This is a genomic window from Candidatus Saccharibacteria bacterium oral taxon 488 (genome assembly GCA_010202645.1).
In the GTDB taxonomy this organism is placed as follows: Bacteria; Patescibacteriota; Saccharimonadia; order Saccharimonadales; family Saccharimonadaceae; genus Nanosynbacter.
In genome coordinates, this window is the sequence record CP047920.1 from 501,028 (window position 1) to 518,202 (window position 17,175).

Consider the following 17,175-nt stretch of genomic DNA (forward strand, 5'->3'; position numbering starts at 1 on the left):
TTATTGTAAATAATCAATCAGCGCCTGGCGTAAATCGCCGACGCCGCGCACAAATGCATCCTTGTGAGTTTTTGGCGCAATGGCGTAGGTGAAACCGAGCTTCTTGGCCTCTTTGACGCGGACGTGCCAGCCTTGAGCCGAGCGCACTTCACCACCCAAACCGACTTCGCCAAACACCACCGCTTCGTCGCTGAGCTTACGGCCAGCTGAGGCTGAGGCAATGGCCATGGCGACCGCCAAGTCCGCCGCTGGATCGCTCAGTTTCAAGCCGCCAACCACGTTGATGTAAATATCTTTGTCGGAGAGATCGAGCTTGGTGCGCTTTTCTAGCACCGCCACCAACAAGTTCAAGCGATTGAGATCAAAGCCGCTGGCCGCGCGTTTGGGATAGCCAAAATTCGTCGGGTTGACCAATGCCTGAATCTCCACCAATAGCGGCCGCGCGCCCTCCATGGTCGCGAGGACGATGGAGCCGTCGAGATTTTGCCGTTCCGATAGCAAACTAGCTGATGGATTAGCCACAATCTGTAAGCCGTCCTCGTGCATTTCAAAAATTGCCGCCTCATTGGTCGAACCATAGCGGTTTTTCTGCGCCCGCACCACCCGGAACCCGCCGTAGCGGTCGCCCTCAAAGTTCAATACCACATCAACCAAATGTTCCAGGACTTTCGGCCCAGCAATTGAGCCTTCTTTGGTGACGTGACCGACCAAAATCACCGCGGTGTTTGCGGCCTTGGCAGCGCGAATGATGACGTTGGATGAGTTGGTGATTTGACTGACCGAGCCTGGCGCTGAGGCAATTTCTGCGAGCGACAATGTCTGTATGGAATCGACAATCACCAAGTTGTACTGGCCAGTCTGGATGGAGGCGGCGATGTCCTCGGCGCTGTTACTGGACGCCAGCTGCAGATTTTCTGAATCAACCGCACCCAACCGCTCAGCCCGCAATTTAACCTGCGACACTGACTCTTCGCCGCTAACGTACAGCACCGGCTGCTGCCGGGCGATGAATGCCGCCACTTGCGCCAGCAGGGTACTTTTACCAATCCCTGGCTGCCCCGCCACCAGCACCACGCCGCCTGGCAAAAAGCCACCGCCAAGTACCGCGTCGAGGTCAGCAATGCCGGTTGCCAGCCGCGCTTGCTTGGCTTCGGCGGCCGTCTCGCTGAGCCTGAGCGTGGTGAGCGCCTTGCCCTTGCCGCTGCTACGCGCTACCGCCGACGCGCCGGTGTCAACTGGCAATTGCTCAACCAGCGAATTCCACTCGCCGCAATTGTCGCACTTGCCGACCCATTTCGGATAGCTGGCGCCGCATTGCTGGCAGATAAATTGCGACTTTGCTCGGGCCATTATTTAACCACCTTTTGACTATCGAGGCTTTGGTTTAGCTGATCAATCTTGCGCCCCAGTGCGTTTAATTTTTCAACGTCAGTGTTATAGGCATCGACCTTGTCCTGGATGGTTTGCTGTTCACGACGAAGCGCCAGGCCACGCTGGCTCAGCCGGGTTCGCTCAGCCTGAAACTCAGCTTGTGTCTGAAAACCGCCCGTCGTCGCGCGCTGATTAAATGCTGCTACGTCTTGGTTATAGGCACTAATGCGTGCACTGTATGACGTCGTTAGCTGCTCAATTTCGCGCTTTCGCCTGGCGAGACTAGCCGCCAGCGCATCGGCCTCGGCCTCGGCGCTAGTGAACTTTTGATTATACTGGGCATGCAATTTTAGTAGCGCCGCTCGATTGCTAAAGTACTCAGCATAGTGCGCCTCCAGCTCCGACCCGAGATCAGCAAACTCTGTACCCAAAATTGAATGCAGCTCATTGGCGCGCGTACCCGGCTGAGCACGCTCATAATACGCCATCCGCTCCTCCAGCTTTTTGGTCTTGACCTTGGCGTAAGCCGCCTCCAGTAGCTCGCCCAGCCGCTGGCGCTGCTCCGCCGAATAGCGCGACCACGCCACGTGCAGCATTTCGTGAGCCGCCGTCACCTCTTTGATACCGTCTAGCTCCGCGTTCTGCACGTTATAAATGTGAATGGTCTCTTTGGCGTGGGCGTAACAGCCGACGATCGGGCTGGCCTGTTCGACACGACGGCAATCGTGATTAAACTGCGTGGCGTTTTCTAGTCGCGGCTGCGCGAGATAAAAGCTAAATTTGGCCTTGTCAGTCATCGTTGCCCGTTGCGCCAATGTTGCTATGTCCTGGCTCGGTTGATACTGCCAGACCCTGATATGATCCAGCACTAGCTGGCGATTGAGTACCAGCCAGCTACCGCCGGCCACCAGCCCCACAAACACCACGACGCCGAGGAGATTACGCAGCCGTAACATTGATCACTACCTCACGATTTTTCGTGGTTGCCACCAACACCGCACCGGGACGGGCCTGGTCGGATAACAAGACGTCACTGAGCGGATCGGCCAACATCGTCTGAATCGTCTGCCGAAGCACCCGTGCCCCTCGCTGTTCATCAAATCCGTTGTCTATGATACAACGTTTAGCGGTCGGCGTGATGACCAGCGTCATCTGCTGCGCCTGCACTGCCGCCTTGAGCTCGCTCACAAGATTATCAAAAATCTTGCCCACCACCGGCCGAATCAAACGCTTGAAATGCACCACCGCATCAAACCGCCCGATTAGCTCCGGCCGCAGTAACTCCTCCAGCTCGCGACGCGCCGCTCGAGCGTTGCGCTCATTCACATCGTCCGCCCGTGAGGTATCGTCACTGTGCGAGCCAAAGCCCAGCTCACCGTCGCGCACCATCGCCTCGGCGCCAACATTGCTGGTCAAGATCACGATCGTCTGGCGAAAACTCACCGACCGACCGCGCGAATCGCTCAGCTTGCCGTCTTCTAAAATCTGTAGCAGCAAGTTCAGTACATCCGGATGCGCCTTCTCAATCTCATCAAACAGCACCACGCTGTACGGCTGCCGGCGAACTTTGTCGGTCAATTTGCCGCCCTCATCATAGCCAACATAACCAGCCGGTGCGCCAATCAACTGACTGGCCGTATGCCGCTCCGAGAACTCACTCATGTCAATCTTGATCAAACTATTGTCGCCGCCAAACACTTCCCGCGCCAATACGCGAGCTAGCTCCGTCTTGCCCACACCAGTCGGCCCGAGAAAAATGAACGACCCAAGTGGCCCTGACCGCCGATTTAGCCCGGCCCGCGCCCGGCGAATGGTTCGCGCCAGTGTCGCCACGGCCTTCTCTTGACCAAGCACCGACCGGCCCAGCCGCTGTTCCAGCGCCGCCAGGTCTTTGCGCTCATTCACCGTTACTTTTTCCGCCGGTACACCAGCCATCGCCGCCACCGCTCGCCGTACGTCATCCTCGGTCAGTTCCGGCAGTACCGAATCATCAGCCGGCAGCTGCTTGGCCTGCTGCTCCAGTTGTTTGATGCGAACCTTTAGCTCAGCCGCGCGTTGATATTGCTCAGCCTCGACCGCTGCATCAAGCTTGCCCGCCAGCTGCTTGATCCGCCGTGCTAGCTGTTGCTGTTTGGTTGGCTTGGCTGGCCGTTGCGTATTAACCAGCGCCGCCGCCTCATCGAGTACGTCAATCGCCTTGTCCGGCAAATGACGCTCCGTCACGTAGCGCTGACTGAGGGCCACGCTCAGCTCGATCATCTCATCAGAAATCCGCAGTCGATGATGTGTCGCCAGCCGACCCGCTAGCGCCCGCACCATGGTCACGGCTGCCTGCTCGTCTGGCTCGGCCACGGTCACCGCTTGAAACCGCCGACTGAGGGCCGCATCTTTTTCGATGTGCTTGCGGTATTCGTCAAATGTCGTTGCGCCGATCACCCGTACCTCACCACGCGCCAACGCTGGCTTTAGGACGTTCGCCGCATCCATCGACCCCTCGGCCGAGCCAGCCCCGACCAATAAATGCAGCTCATCAATGAACAACATAATCTCCTGATGATTACGCGCTGCGGCCACCACTTTTTGTAAGCGCTCCTCAAACTGGCCACGAAACTTTGTGCCGGCGACCATAGCCGTCAGGTCAAGCTGAATCAGCCGCTTGCCGACCAAAAACTCCGGCACCTTCCCCGCTGCGATGCGCTGTGCCAATCCTTCGACCACTGCGGTTTTACCGACGCCCGGCTCGCCGATCAGCGCTGGATTATTTTTGCCGCGCCGCCCAAGCACTGTGATCAGCCGCTCTGTCTCGACTTCCCGACCGACCACTGGATCAAGCAGTCCGCTCCGCGCTCGCTCCGTCATGTCAACTCCATACTGATCAAGGAGCTTGAGATCGGCCGACCGACGAGCATGCGGCGCCGCACCTTCCTTCGACTCGTCCTGTATGGCCTCCAGCTGCTGCCGATCAAATACGTCCTCTAGTGTACCGCGCAGCTCCTCCAGATCCACATTCATATCACTGAGTAGCTTTGTCGCCCGCGCCTTGTGCTGCAACAGCATACTATAAACAATGTGCTCAGTGCCGATGCGCTCCTGCCCAAACTCCGTCGCTAGCTGCCAAGCCGTCCGTATCGTCTCCAGCACCTCGGCGTTCATACCTTTGTGAACAACCACCACCACGAACGACTGCGCGGTTAAGCCTAGAGCCAACTCCGCTCGATCCAGCGTCACACCACTCTCCGCCAAAATCTTCGCACCCAGCGATGAATTTTGCGCCAGCACGCCGAGCAGCACATGCTCAGTACCAACATATGGACTGCCGCTATTATGCGCCAGCAGCCCGGCACGCTCTAAGCTGGCCTTGGCGGTATCAGTCAGCCGAGATTCCAATTCAGAAAAATCTTCCGGCATATCGCCCTCCTTTCGTTTTTGGCGATTGTCAGAAAGCAGCCTATTCTGCCACCTCCTCAACTACGCTCATCAAACTGTCCTCGATATTTTTGCGAGGTTTTGCTTCAGGTTTAACAGCCGCCTTCGCCTCAATGTCCAGTTCATAGCCAGTCAGACGTGATGCCAAGCGAACATTCTGCCCAGCCCGGCCAATAGCCACTGATTGCTGATCCTCGCTGACGTAGACCGTTGCTCGCTTTTCATCTTCATTAACCGTCACACTCAGTACTTCTGCTGGACTCATGGCATTCGCGATAAAACCAGCTGTATCCTCCTCGAACGGAATGATGTCAATTTTTTCCTGCTCGCCAATTTCATTCATCACCGCCTGAACACGCGTCCCGTGACCACCGACAAAGGTACCGACTGGGTCAACACCCGGCAATGCCGATGCAACCGCCAATTTGGTGCGGCGACCAGCCTCGCGGGCAATGGCTTTGATCTCCACGGCGCCCGTTTCCATCTCTGGCACTTCCTGGCTGAACAAGAACCGCACAAATTCTTCATTGCCGCGGCTCAAGATCAACTGCGGACCGCGACCTTCGCGCTCAATGTCCTTGATATATACCTTGACGCGGCGACCAACACCGTAGTATTCGCCAGGGATTTGCTCAGACTGCGGCATGATGCCGACTGCCTTGCCCAGCTCGATTCGCACCACGCGCGGCTCAACCCGCTGAATCGTACCAGTCACCACTGTGCCAATCTTATCTTCAAATTCCGCCAGAACCACTTCGCGCTCTGCCTCGCGCAGCCGCTGCAAAATCACTTGCTTGGCGGTCTGGGCTGCCACCCGGCCAAACGTCGTCACGTTGTGAGTCTCGACTGTCACTTCACTGCCCAGTTCAGCCACCGGATCAACCGTCTTAGCCTCGTCGAGGCTCATTTGATTGACGTCATTTTCGACTTCTTCAACCACAGTTTTGACGACTGATACCACAGCCGTGCCGCTGTTGATGTTGAGGCTAGCGCGCACCAATTGCTCGCGCGTGCCGTTATCACGCCGCCACGCTGCGGCGATGGCCTGCTCGATCACCTCCAAAACCGCTTCTTCTGGCAGGTTCTTTTCCTCGGCAATTGTCCGCACCGCCAACGTCAACTGCTTGATATTCAAATCTTCCATACTAGCTCCTTTACGCTATTTTTATTATACTACGTTTCATTGCAAACGCCCAAGAGACGAAAAACTCCGACCTGATTGGCCGGATATGTCAGTAGTGTAGCATACCCAGCCGGGCGACGTCAAGTTTAGTCATCTCATTTACCCATGTTAGCCTGTGAACGGGTATACGTATCTAACAGAGGTGGGAGCTCATAGCTATTCACAATCTTGACAAAAAGCATTGACATTTTCTACTAATAGTGATATATATATATCAGCCTTTTGACAACTTACCGTAAGTTTTGTCAACTGCGCTTCGCTACCGCAGGTCGGATACCTACGGTGGCTTGAGGCGCGGAACGGCCGCACCTCAACAAGTGGAAAGGGGTACCTCGTGCTTGAGGTTTTGCTTGTTATCATTGTCGTCTTCACCGCCGCAGGGGCAAGTCTGGCGATTGCCGCGTCGGGAGATACCTTTGTCAGACTCTCAGGAATGGCTATGGCGACACTAGGTATCACGGCGTTTTGTAGAATAGGCACGCTACTAGAAAGAGGAAGGGCTACCCCGCCGTGGCTAGAACCCTTTTTCAGACCATTCGCTGATGTGCCAGACTATTTCACCGTGGCCGGCCTCACAGCTGCAGGGACTATGGCCGTCGCGGCCATAGTTGCACTGGTGGATGACTACATCCACCTCCCCCGACGCAAGAAAGGAGGAAGACTCTAAAACTGAGGTGCGGGGGCGGGATTGACACGATTTTTCGTATCTCCCGCCCCACTCACATCACTGAACTTATGCTATAGAACTTATGACATCGCTGGCTGCTGGAGGTAGTGGCCGACGTCCGCTACTAGCTCGACCAGGCGATTAGAGTACCCCCACTCGTTATCATACCAGACCATGATTTTCACCATATTGCCACCAACGACCTTGGTCAGTGACAGGTCAACGATGCCGGAATGTGAATTACCGATAAAGTCGCGGCTGACCAGCGGCTCTTCACTGACGCCCAAGATCCCTTGATAGAAACTATCAGCGGCGGCTTTCTTGAACGCCTCATTCACCTGCTCGACCGTCACGTCGCGCCGTAGCAGTGCCGTCACGTCACTGAGCGACACCACCGGCGTCGGTACGCGGACACTGAGGCCGTCGAACTTGCCGGTTAGCTGCGGCAGGGTTTTCGTCACGGCGATGGCCGCACCGGTGGTTGTCGGCACGATGTTCTCGGCCGCGTTGCGACCCTCGCGCAGATCCTTGGCCGGCGCGTCCTGCAGGCGCTGGCTGGCAGTGTAGCTATGCACCGTCGTCAGCATTGATTTTTCCACGCCAAACTCCGCATCCAGAATTGCCATCACCGCGCCCAAACTATTGGTCGTACAGCTGGCGTTAGAAATGATTGGTGTTGCGCCCTTGATCTTGCTATCATTCGTACCGAGGACAATGGTATCAACGCCGTCAGATTTAGTCGGCCCGCTGATAACCACGCGCTTAGCGCCGGCAGTCAAGTGCTTGCCCGCACCGTCTTTATCAGTAAAAAACCCGGTCGATTCAATTACTACATCAACATCCATCTCACCCCACGGCAAGTTTGTTGGATCCTTTTCCGCCAGCACTTTGACAGGTTTCCCGTCAACAATGAGTTCATCCTCTGTAACATCAACCCGGCGACCATATTCCCCGTAATTACTATCGTGTTTGAGCAGGTACGCCAGCGTCTTGGTATCTGTCAAGTCATTGATCGCTACGATCTCCACGTCGCTGCGCTCACGTGCGATCTTAAAGGCGCTGCGCCCAATCCGTCCAAAACCATTAATTGCTATTTTCGTTATCGCCATACAAGTATCCCTCCCGAGTAGCATTAGCTTTTTCCTAATTATACTACAAAGTTGTATAATGAAACCATGACGCGCGAGGAATTACTACATCTGGCGGCACCGCAGTACGATGAAGTGCCAGTACTGGTGTTAGATAGCGCCATTGACTACGCTACCAAAAAACACGCCGGCCAAAAACGCAAGAGCGGCGAACCCTACATCACACACCCGCTGGCAGTGGCTGGGATTTTAGTGGAATGGGGTATGGATATCGACACGGTGATCGCTGGCGTGCTGCATGATACGGTCGAGGATACCGATGCGACACTGGATGAATTAGAAAGTTTGTTTGGCCGCGACATTGCCTTTCTGGTTGACGGCGTAACCAAGGTTTCGCAGGCGCGTGCTGGTATGCGCAGCCTTGATAGCTATTTGCCGCACACCAAGGACAACCTCGCCAAACTGATGATCGCGGTTGGCGAGGACATCAGGGTGATTATTATCAAGCTGGCGGATCGGCTGCATAATATGCGCACGCTTCAATATATGCCGCGCGACAAGCAGAAGAAAATTGCTCGCGAGACGATCGAGGTATTTGCGCCGTTGGCAGATCGGCTGAATATGGGGCGCGTCCGCGTACAATTAGAAGAGCTCAGTTTCCGATTCTTGATGCCCAAGGATTTCCAGCGCACCAAGAGCCTGATGGATAGCCGCCTAAAGAAAAGCCAGCGTAAACTCGCCAAGGTCCGCCGCGACGTTACGGCGCGCCTCCAGAGCGAGGGTCTGCAGTTCGAGATGGATGGCCGGGTCAAAAGCGTGTATAGCTTGTTTAAGAAGCTCGACCGTGTTGGCGATATTGATAAGATTTACGACCTCATCGCCCTACGCATCATCGTTGATGATTTAGCGACTGGCTATCTGGTATTGGGCGTACTGCATGAGATGTACCAGCCGCTGTACGAGCGCATCAAAGATTACGTTGCCAATCCCAAACCGAACGGCTACCAGAGCTTACACACGACAGTCCAGACGCCGACCGGGCAGATCGTCGAGTTCCAGATCCGCACCCGAGATATGCACGAGTATGCCGAGCGTGGTTTGGCGGCCAGCTTTCATTACAACGAGCAAAAGATGTCTGACGCCTACCGGCAGGGGCGAATCGCTGCGCTACCGACGGATTTGGCGTGGATTCGCGACCTGCAGGAGACGGCAGCTCGGGCCCGCGAAGGCAAGGCCTTTGATTCAGAAAAATTCCGCATGAAGTTGTTTAAGGATCGGATCTTTGTCTATTCACCCAAAGGTGATATTTACGATTTGCCGCGCGGCGCCTTCCCGCTGGATTACGCATATCGCATTCATTCCGACATTGCAGCACATGCCAGCGGATTTAAGGTCAATGGCGTCATGAAACCATTTACCTATGAATTACAACACGGCGACGTCGTCGAAGTCTTGACCAGCAAATCCGCCAAACCCAAACCAGCCTGGCGCGACATGGTCATCACGCCGCATGCCAAGACTAAACTACGCATGCAATTATCAAAAAGCGGCGGCGTACTAGCACATCTAACCGGCTTAACTGACGGCGTTTCGTCGCTGTTTCGACGGTAAGCAAAACACTCACCCTCATACCAGAGACTGTGGCAGCCGCGACGCCTCCTCCGCCAGAGACTGTGAAACGTTCGCGAGTAGCGGACGTTTCAGCCGAACGCTCGCGAGAAATCTCCAGTGGAGATTTGAGCGAAGAGTGTGCTCTGGCGGAGGACGGTGGAGCGGCTGCCGTGGTTCGGCTTCCAGCCGTCTCCTCCAAGTCGAATGCATCCGGCAACGGCCGTCCGCAGAGCTATCGACTTGCCAGAAAGGCTGACGGTCACATCGCAACAAATACGCATACCAGATTTTTGGTGAGACGCGATGTCGCTTTGCTTTACAAGATAGTATTACGCCTGCTCGTTCCAGCGCTCAATCGCTGCCGCCACAACCTGCTTGGCAGCATCAACGCCGGCAAATTCTTTGACAATGGTCGAACCTGGCTTTTTCAGATCCTTATAGTGATTAAAATGAAATTCAATTTGCTTAATCAGCTGCGCCGGCAAATCCTCCAGCGACTGAATGGCGTTACCATTATGGCGATCGTCGCTCGGCACCGCGATAATTTTATCATCAACCTCATCGTCATCGACAAACTTCATCACGCCAAGGATTCGCGCCTCGACCACCAGCCCAGTCGTTAGCGGCGTGTCTGTTACCAACAGCACATCCAACTCATCGCCGTCCTCATCCAATGTCTGCGGAATGAAACCATAATTAGTCGGTTTGGCAAAAATCGCCGGATCAACCCGGTCCAGCCGCATAACGCCAACTTTCCGATCCCATTCAATTTTATGATTTGACCCAGCCGGAATCTCCACGACAACGGTGATTTCGCCGTCCTGATAGTTTCCCGGGGTTAATACTTGATTAAAATCCGCCATGATCTACTCCTCTCTGGCTTTTTCTTGTAAATATTCACGAATCTGCAAGGCTGCGACCGCACCCTCGCCGACCGCCGAAGCAATTTGCATGGTTGCGCCCGAACGTACGTCGCCCGAGGCAAAGACGCCGGGGACATTGGTGTGCAAATGTTCGTCGGTGATGATGTGTCCGCCGAGGTCCAGTTCAACACCTGAGTCTGCCAAAAACTGTGTGTTCGGAATCAAGCCGATAAAGACAAACAAACCGTCTGCGGTAAACTCTTTCTGCTCGCCGTTCTGAGTCGATTTGACACCGTAAAATTTGTCGTCTTTGACGATAATTTCGTCGGTGGTTGCGCCAAGGTGGACGGTAATTTTACCCTCATCAACATATTTTTGTAACTCTTTTTGTAGGACATCGCTGGCGCGTAATTTACTGCGCACCAACAGGTCAATGTGGCTGGCGTAGCGAGTCAAAAATATCGCTTCCTGCACCGCCGAGTTGCCGCCGCCAACGACGATCAAGCGCTTGTCGCGGTAAAATGCACCGTCGCACGTTGCACAGTAGTGTACGCCGCGACCATACAATTCATCTTCGCCTGGCACGCCCAGCTTGCGGTGATTTGAGCCAGTCGCCAGCAGCACCGCTTTGGCGCGCACCGGCTGACCATCGACCGTCAATTCCAATTCGCCGTCAACTTGCTTCAGGGCCGTGACATCACCGTACTCAATCTCCGCACCGAACCGCTCAGCTTGTTGCTGCAGCTCGGACGCCAATTTCATCCCAGTCACGCCCTCGGCGAAACCTGGATAATTATCGATTTGGTCGGTGATAGCCGCCATACCGCCAACCACGCCGCGTTCGTATAGCGTCGTCGGCACGTCTTCGCGCGACAGGTAAATTGCGGCCGTCAGCGCACTTGGGCCAGCGCCGACAATGATAACCTCCTTAGACATTCAACCCCCTTGATCTATAATATCGCTTGATAACTTCTGGCATCTCCGGCCGTGGAATCTCCGCCGGTTTCTCGATAGCCATTACCACAAATTTGAGTGGCGAATTAGCAGGAATTTTATCACCCTGACTCTTATTGCCATAAGCCTTGTCCGCCGGAATTGTCAATTCACGCACACCGCCAATTTTCATACCAATCAGCCCTTCTTTCCATCCCTGAATCACCGACGTATGTGCTGGGCCGTTTACCGCAAACGGTGCTTTCAATTTACCGCTGTTGATTGACTGATCAAAAATCTCACCCTTGGCATTCCAACCGATGTAGTAGACCGCAAATTTGGTGTCACCCTTGACCTCCGCGCCGTCACCCACGATCAAATCTTCTTTGCCTAGCTCCTTCACGCCAGCAGCCTCAAACGCGCCGACTCGCGTACTAAATCCCGAAAACTTGCCGTGATATTTACTGTTCAATTCCGCCGTCTGAGCGTCAACTTTCTTTTGCCACTCCGTGGTTGCTTTTTTATAATCTTCTTGCGCCTGCTTCAGCTCGGCCTGGTCTTTGGCGTCATTGCCTGGCTGCACCATCATGGCGATGAACCCGCCAATTGTCCCAACCGCTAATGTCCCCGTGATGATCCATATACCGAATCGCTGTCCCCTCGTTGCCATAATCCTCCTTTATCTTACCTTGAAATTATATCAATGTTTCCTCTCGGCCGCAATGTCATAACGTGCCAGCTCATCATCAATCCCCACACCGGCTGTCCGCTGTAGCTTGAGTAAATCAGCATAAATGCCGCCTGATTTCGCCAGCTGTTTCGGCGTACCGATCTCGTCGACCCGGCCATGTTTTAGCGTCACGATCCGATCCACCGTAGCGATGGTACTCAGCCGGTGAGCGATAATCAGCGTCGTTCGCCCCTTCATCAGCCGCTCCAGCGCCTGCTGCACTAGGTGCTCGCTCTTACTGTCAAGGTTGCTTGTTGCCTCGTCGAGAATGAGAATCGGCGCATCCTTGAGTACCGCCCGCGCGATGGCGATGCGCTGTTTTTGACCGCCAGACAGTTTGAGGCCACGCTCGCCAATTTGTGTATCGTACCCTTTATCAAGCCCGCTGATAAAGTCGTGCGCGTTGGCGGCCTTGGCAGCGGCGATCACCTGCTCATCCGTCGGCTCGTCGGCGCCATAAGCGATATTTTCACGAATTGTGCCAGAAAAGAGCGCTGGCTCCTGAAATACCGTGGCGATATGACGGCGCAAACTCTTTTGCTGCACCGCGTCAATGGCCATATCGTCAATGGTAATCTCGCCACTATCTGGCTGATATAGGCGCATCAGTAAATTCGTCAAGGTGGTCTTGCCGCCACCCGACTCGCTGACGAGAGCAACATGCTCACCGGGACGAAGCGTGAACGAGATGTCGGTCAACACTGGTTTTTGCGGAGCAGAGGCGTAGCGAAACGAGACGTTGCGAAACTCGACTGCCCCGCGGCTCACGACTAATTCCGGCGCGTGAGGCACATCTTCAATTGCTGGGCGTAGCGTCATCACACCAACAAAATCCCGACTCCCAGCCAGAGCTTTCTGGAAATTATCAACGATGAAACTCATGTTAAACAGCGGCATCCGCAAATTATTAATCAGCGTGATCAACAGCACCATATCGCCGATCGAAAAACGCCGCTCGGTCGTCTGCACAAAAATGTAGGCAAAAATCATAAAGAAAATGACCGACAACACCACGCCGCGCACGATGTCCATGCTGTGCCAGTAGCGCGATTGCTTGCGCGTAATAGCAATCGTTTTGCGGTAGCGCTTGGCGAAATGACGATATTCGAGCGACTCGCGAACGTAGCTTTTGACGACTTTAATCTGGGCGATCACCTCGGCAAACCGACCGCTGGCCATATCTGTCTCGTGATTTTTACGATTCTGAAAGGCCTGCCACTTCTTGCTGGTCAGCGCCGTCAGCCACATAAATAGCGGGTACATAATGACCACCATTACCGCCAGCTCCAGACTGTACATCAGAACGATACCGATGGTGATACCCGTCGTGAGTAGCATTTGGAAAAAGTTATTGGCAAACATGTTCAGGAAATTCGTCGTTTCGGTAATCGCCCGGTTGAGGCGATTGATAATCGTCCCAGTCAGCTCGCCATCAAAATAACTTTGCGGCAAGCCAAGCAAGTGATGATAGTACCGCGTCGACAGCTGTTGCTTGAGCCGCGTGGCCATCACGTCGCCCCAGTAACCGCCGAGGTTTCGCACCATCGTATTCGTCACGTCAAGCGCCAGCAGCACCAGCGCCAAAAAAATCGCCTGCTCAATTCCTACCGCGCCGCCCTCAACCACTTCAACCATCAAGTTGGTCGCCCGCGAAATCACGAACGGCACCGCGATGCCGGTCAGTGCCACGACAACCGAGCTGATACTAACCCCGACGTAGTATCTGCCCATACCGCGCGCATACCGGAGCATGTGGATTAGCGGCTTCATCAGACTGTTTCAGCGCCCCATCTATCTTTGGCTATCTGTTCGATTCGCTGCATCACTGGCGTGATGTCCTTGTCCACTAACGTCCGCTCATGCGAGGTAAACGTCAGCCGCCATGTTATTGTTTTCTGCGCCGCATCATCCTCAGACTGGTAAATAGTGAGTGGCTCAATTCGCACCGCCATATCAACGTCCTGCACAACCTCGTCCAGCGTCTGCAGTAGCTGCTGATACTTGACAGTGGATGGTATTTTGAGCGAGACATCGCGCGTCGTTGATGGATAGCGACTGAGCGGCTGGTAATGACTGTCGTGCCTGGCGTAAATGGCCTCCAAACCAGCTGTGTCCAGGCTGGCCGCCGCTACGCACGCTGGCAATTTGAAATTCTTGATGACCGACTGCTTCAGTTCGCCAACCATACCGATGAATTGCCCGTCGATTGTCTCAATCAGTGCACTACGCGACTGGTCAAACGGTGCCGTGACTGGGAAATTAAGCTCCTCTTCAATTGGCTTGAATACCAGCTCAGCACCAAGGTCACGCGCCAACTGCTCAACCAAGCGACGAATCACATAAAACGGCGCGCCCGCTCCTGGCTTTTTAGCGGCGTAGACGATATCCGTAAACTGACTGGCTACTGGCAAGCCATCTTCGCCTAGGCCATGCATTTTGCTGTGGCCCTTACCCATTTCAAACAAAGCAAATTCATCATGCCCGGCCTTGATATTGGCGTGGACCTTGTCCAGCAAACTCGGAAGCACCGTCAAGCGGTAATATTGCAAATCAGGGCTGAGGGCGTTTGATAATTTGTATGCCTGAGCAACGTCCTGCTCGGCATTTTTTAGGATGCATTCGTGAACGAAACTGTAGGTCAAGACTTCGTTGGCACCGGCACGCGATAGACTACGGCGAACGGCGTTTTTCAATTCACGACGCAAATTTTTTGGCGCGGGTTTAATGCTGCGATGCGGTAATTGACGCGGTAATTTATCAAAGCCATACAGCCGGCCAACTTCTTCGACGATATCCTCAGGCAGCTCAATATCGGTGCGCCAAAACGGGCTGTAGACCATCATGCCGTCCTCACCATACTCGCGCCCTTCATCAACGAAAAACTCAACGTTTCCTAGTAGCGTATTCATTTCACCATCAGCAAAATTTACGCCGAGCCGCTCTTCAACAAATCCACTTGGCACCAACAACCCGCCGCACCAGTGCGTACCGCCAGCCAATACGGAGCGCAGAGACTGATGATTCTTAAACAGCACGGGACTGGCCTGGACACCACCCGCCATACCCATCAATTGTTTGAGGACGGGGTCGGTTTGTGCCGGTGACTGACCCTTATTAAACCGCGTCAGCGCATCGGTGAAAATACCATGGCGCATGGCTGTGCGGCGCAGCGCATACATGTCAAAATTAGCACATTCGAGGATGATGTTTTTCGTGCCATTTGAGACTTCAGTGTCAGCACCGCCCATAATTCCCGCGAGACCTATCACACCCTCGCCATCAGCGATGACGATGTCGTCATTCGTCAACTCGTAGTCCTTACCGTTGAGCAGGCTGACCTTCTCGCCGTCACGAGCCAGCCGCGCCCCGAGCGTACGCCCACGCAATTTGTCATAGTCATAGGCATGCGTTGGCTGTGCCGTCATGAGCATCATATAATTCGTGGCATCGACGATGTTGTTAATTGGTTTGCCGCCCATCGCCACCAACTGACATTGCAGCCACAACGGACTTGGCTGCACCTCAATATTTTTGATGGCTACCGCTGAAAACACCGGCACTACTTCAGTCGCCTCATTGAATATTTCAAGCTCGAGACCGTCGCCACCAGCAAATTCTTGAATCACATTGTACCACTCAGGACTAGTAAACTGCTGATGAAAAATCCCAGCAATCTCGCGCGCCACGCCGAGTTGCCCAAAACAATCCGGCCGGTGCGTAAACATCTTATTCTCAATGTCCAATATATAGTCATCCAGCCCAAACATTTCCGCGAAACGAGCACCTGCCGTGAGTTCAACTCCCGCCGGCACGTCGTGTTCATGAATCTCAACAATTCCCTCGTGATCCGTACCGATATCCAGTTCGTCCGCCGCCGCTAACATACCTTGGCTGAGCACGCCACGCAGCGGTCGCGCGTCCAGCACAAATGGCTCGTCGTCATCAAAGCTTACTGGCACCGTGCTTTTTGGCGGCAACCAAATCGCCCACATATCCGCATGCACGTTCGGCGCGCCGCAGACTACCTGCACCAGACCATTATCATCGCGCGGTACGCCCGCCACCACACCGCCATCATCAATCTTGGTCACGCTCAGCCGATCAGCATTAGGGTGCTTGGCGCATTCAACCACCCGGACGATCCGCGCACCGCCGTATTTGGCTTTGAGATCAATCACCTCCTCGACGCCACCAAGCTGCTGATTGACCCGCGCCACCAACTCATCCACCGGCGGTAATTCAAAATTAATCAATTGTTTGATAAGATTTAGGCTGACTTTCATATATATCAGTATACCATTCTAATCAATGGTGTAGTCAAACACCTTGACGGGAATACCTTTTTCTTGAGCTTGATCAATTGTAAACGTCGTGCCAGGGCTATAGTTGACCCGAAACGCCACCAGTTCGTCCGCCAAGTCAACAATTTGACAATTACGCGCATGAAATGAATCAGCGTTAACTTCATTAAAATCAGTAGCATCGCGCAGTACTCCTGGCCGATGTTTGGCAATGTCTCGCAAAAGAGCGACCGTCGCAATCACATCATCTTGGCGACATTTGCCGACGGCTGCACGGTCATACAATGCTTGGCAATACAGCTCCAATTTTACTGGCAAAAATATTCGAAACCGCACCGCCCCCAGACCATGTTCATACGCCAACCGAGCCGCTTCATGATCAGCACCAGTAGCGCCGCCCGACACAATCCCGCCGCCTTCAGCAATCTTTTGCCCGATAAACTGTTCAATGTCACGGCGAATCGTGTCATTTACTTCACGCGTACCGACAACTCCGAGCCACTTCATTATTTCGCCCTGTTGACTAAATATTACTCCCGAGCAGCAATAATCTGTGCCTGAATCCGGTCTAGTTCGGCCTCGTCCATCCTCGGCCCCTCAGTCGTCGTCAGCCAGCCACGATAGTTCTCATGAAACTCTGCATTTTCCGCCCAGACGTCAGTCCGTCCCGCCAAGTCGCCATGTAGCGGATACAGCTTGGCGTGCACATGCGCTACACCCGTCCCCTCGAACACCAGCGCTACTCGTGGCGTATCAAATGCCCGTTCTAGTAGCCGCGCCACCTGACGCACTGCTCGCATAAACTCCAGATATAGCGTCTCGTCAATTGCAAAAATATAATCGCCCGGGTTGTGCTTTGGAATGACCACCGTCACCCCCGGGGTATTTGGAAACGGCGTGAGAAACGCCAAAAACTGCTCGTCCTCCCAAACCTTCCATGATTTTACGGTGCCTGATACAATGTCGTCGAAAATTGTATGGTTCATGCGTCCATTATATCAA

The 17,175-nt window shown here is 54.2% G+C and carries 14 protein-coding genes; 2 read left to right on the forward strand and 12 right to left on the reverse strand.

The window, feature by feature from the left end:
• From radA to nusA, 4 genes are read right to left on the reverse strand one after another with little or no spacing between them, the layout of a single operon-like run.
• Complete coding sequence (radA, locus tag GWK77_02745; GenBank protein QHU93078.1) at window positions 1–1,350, reverse strand: DNA repair protein RadA; 1,350 nt, start codon at window positions 1,348–1,350, stop codon at window positions 1–3.
• Complete coding sequence (locus GWK77_02750) at window positions 1,350–2,327, reverse strand: hypothetical protein (protein ID QHU93079.1); 978 nt, start codon at window positions 2,325–2,327, stop codon at window positions 1,350–1,352. The genes radA and GWK77_02750 overlap by 1 nt, the downstream gene beginning before the upstream one ends.
• A complete protein-coding gene (locus GWK77_02755) occupies window positions 2,311–4,779 on the reverse strand; it encodes an AAA domain-containing protein (GenBank protein QHU93420.1) in 2,469 nt (822 codons plus the stop codon). The genes GWK77_02750 and GWK77_02755 overlap by 17 nt, the downstream gene beginning before the upstream one ends.
• A 40-nt stretch (window positions 4,780–4,819) precedes the next feature.
• Window positions 4,820–5,941 carry a transcription termination/antitermination protein NusA gene (nusA, locus tag GWK77_02760; GenBank protein ID QHU93080.1) on the reverse strand — a complete coding sequence of 374 codons (1,122 nt, stop codon included), beginning with the start codon at window positions 5,939–5,941 and terminating at the stop codon, window positions 4,820–4,822.
• Window positions 5,942–6,314: 373 nt separating this feature from the next.
• Between nusA and GWK77_02765 the strand changes: the two genes are divergently transcribed.
• Entirely contained in the window at window positions 6,315–6,647 is a 333-nt protein-coding gene (locus GWK77_02765; GenBank protein QHU93081.1) for a hypothetical protein, read from the forward strand.
• A gap of 80 nt (window positions 6,648–6,727) precedes the next feature.
• On the opposite strand, the gene gap is transcribed toward GWK77_02765, so the two are convergent.
• A complete protein-coding gene (gap, locus tag GWK77_02770) occupies window positions 6,728–7,756 on the reverse strand; it encodes a type I glyceraldehyde-3-phosphate dehydrogenase (GenBank protein QHU93082.1) in 1,029 nt (342 codons plus the stop codon).
• A gap of 66 nt (window positions 7,757–7,822) precedes the next feature.
• On the opposite strand from gap, the gene GWK77_02775 reads away from it, so the two are divergent.
• Window positions 7,823–9,346 (forward strand): RelA/SpoT family protein, encoded by a 1,524-nt coding sequence (locus GWK77_02775; protein QHU93083.1) that lies wholly within the window; start codon window positions 7,823–7,825, stop codon window positions 9,344–9,346.
• A gap of 329 nt (window positions 9,347–9,675) precedes the next feature.
• On the opposite strand, the gene GWK77_02780 is transcribed toward GWK77_02775, so the two are convergent.
• From GWK77_02780 to GWK77_02810, 7 genes are all read right to left on the reverse strand, one after another.
• Entirely contained in the window at window positions 9,676–10,209 is a 534-nt protein-coding gene (locus GWK77_02780) for an inorganic pyrophosphatase (GenBank protein ID QHU93084.1), read from the reverse strand.
• A gap of 3 nt (window positions 10,210–10,212) precedes the next feature.
• Complete coding sequence (locus tag GWK77_02785; protein QHU93085.1) at window positions 10,213–11,145, reverse strand: FAD-dependent oxidoreductase; 933 nt, start codon at window positions 11,143–11,145, stop codon at window positions 10,213–10,215.
• Complete coding sequence (locus tag GWK77_02790; GenBank protein ID QHU93421.1) at window positions 11,138–11,728, reverse strand: hypothetical protein; 591 nt, start codon at window positions 11,726–11,728, stop codon at window positions 11,138–11,140. The genes GWK77_02785 and GWK77_02790 overlap by 8 nt, the downstream gene beginning before the upstream one ends.
• 114 nt (window positions 11,729–11,842) lie before the next feature.
• Entirely contained in the window at window positions 11,843–13,642 is a 1,800-nt protein-coding gene (locus GWK77_02795) for an ATP-binding cassette domain-containing protein (GenBank protein ID QHU93086.1), read from the reverse strand.
• Window positions 13,642–16,155, reverse strand: coding sequence for a phenylalanine--tRNA ligase subunit beta (pheT, locus tag GWK77_02800; protein QHU93087.1), 2,514 nt, complete (start codon window positions 16,153–16,155; stop codon window positions 13,642–13,644). Before pheT ends, GWK77_02795 begins: the two co-directional genes overlap by 1 nt.
• A gap of 18 nt (window positions 16,156–16,173) precedes the next feature.
• Window positions 16,174–16,680, reverse strand: coding sequence for a hypothetical protein (locus GWK77_02805; GenBank protein ID QHU93088.1), 507 nt, complete (start codon window positions 16,678–16,680; stop codon window positions 16,174–16,176).
• 23 nt (window positions 16,681–16,703) lie between these two features.
• Entirely contained in the window at window positions 16,704–17,159 is a 456-nt protein-coding gene (locus GWK77_02810; GenBank protein ID QHU93089.1) for an HIT domain-containing protein, read from the reverse strand.
• Between the last annotated feature and the right edge of the window lie 16 nt (window positions 17,160–17,175).

Bases quoted from the DNA above. Each gene is read 5' to 3' on its own strand.
- GWK77_02795 (QHU93086.1), bottom strand. From the start codon at position 13,642: ATGAAGCCGCTAATCCACATGCTCCGGTATGCGCGCGGTATGGGCAGA.
- radA (QHU93078.1), bottom strand. From the start codon at position 1,350: ATGGCCCGAGCAAAGTCGCAATTTATCTGCCAGCAATGCGGCGCCAGC.
- GWK77_02780 (QHU93084.1), bottom strand. From the start codon at position 10,209: ATGGCGGATTTTAATCAAGTATTAACCCCGGGAAACTATCAGGACGGC.
- nusA (QHU93080.1), bottom strand. From the start codon at position 5,941: ATGGAAGATTTGAATATCAAGCAGTTGACGTTGGCGGTGCGGACAATT.
- GWK77_02785 (QHU93085.1), bottom strand. From the start codon at position 11,145: ATGTCTAAGGAGGTTATCATTGTCGGCGCTGGCCCAAGTGCGCTGACG.
- GWK77_02810 (QHU93089.1), bottom strand. From the start codon at position 17,159: ATGAACCATACAATTTTCGACGACATTGTATCAGGCACCGTAAAATCA.
- GWK77_02775 (QHU93083.1), top strand. From the start codon at position 7,823: ATGACGCGCGAGGAATTACTACATCTGGCGGCACCGCAGTACGATGAA.
- GWK77_02750 (QHU93079.1), bottom strand. From the start codon at position 2,327: ATGTTACGGCTGCGTAATCTCCTCGGCGTCGTGGTGTTTGTGGGGCTG.
- GWK77_02790 (QHU93421.1), bottom strand. From the start codon at position 11,728: ATGGTGCAGCCAGGCAATGACGCCAAAGACCAGGCCGAGCTGAAGCAG.
- pheT (QHU93087.1), bottom strand. From the start codon at position 16,155: ATGAAAGTCAGCCTAAATCTTATCAAACAATTGATTAATTTTGAATTA.
- GWK77_02805 (QHU93088.1), bottom strand. From the start codon at position 16,680: ATGAAGTGGCTCGGAGTTGTCGGTACGCGTGAAGTAAATGACACGATT.
- gap (QHU93082.1), bottom strand. From the start codon at position 7,756: ATGGCGATAACGAAAATAGCAATTAATGGTTTTGGACGGATTGGGCGC.
- GWK77_02755 (QHU93420.1), bottom strand. From the start codon at position 4,779: ATGCCGGAAGATTTTTCTGAATTGGAATCTCGGCTGACTGATACCGCC.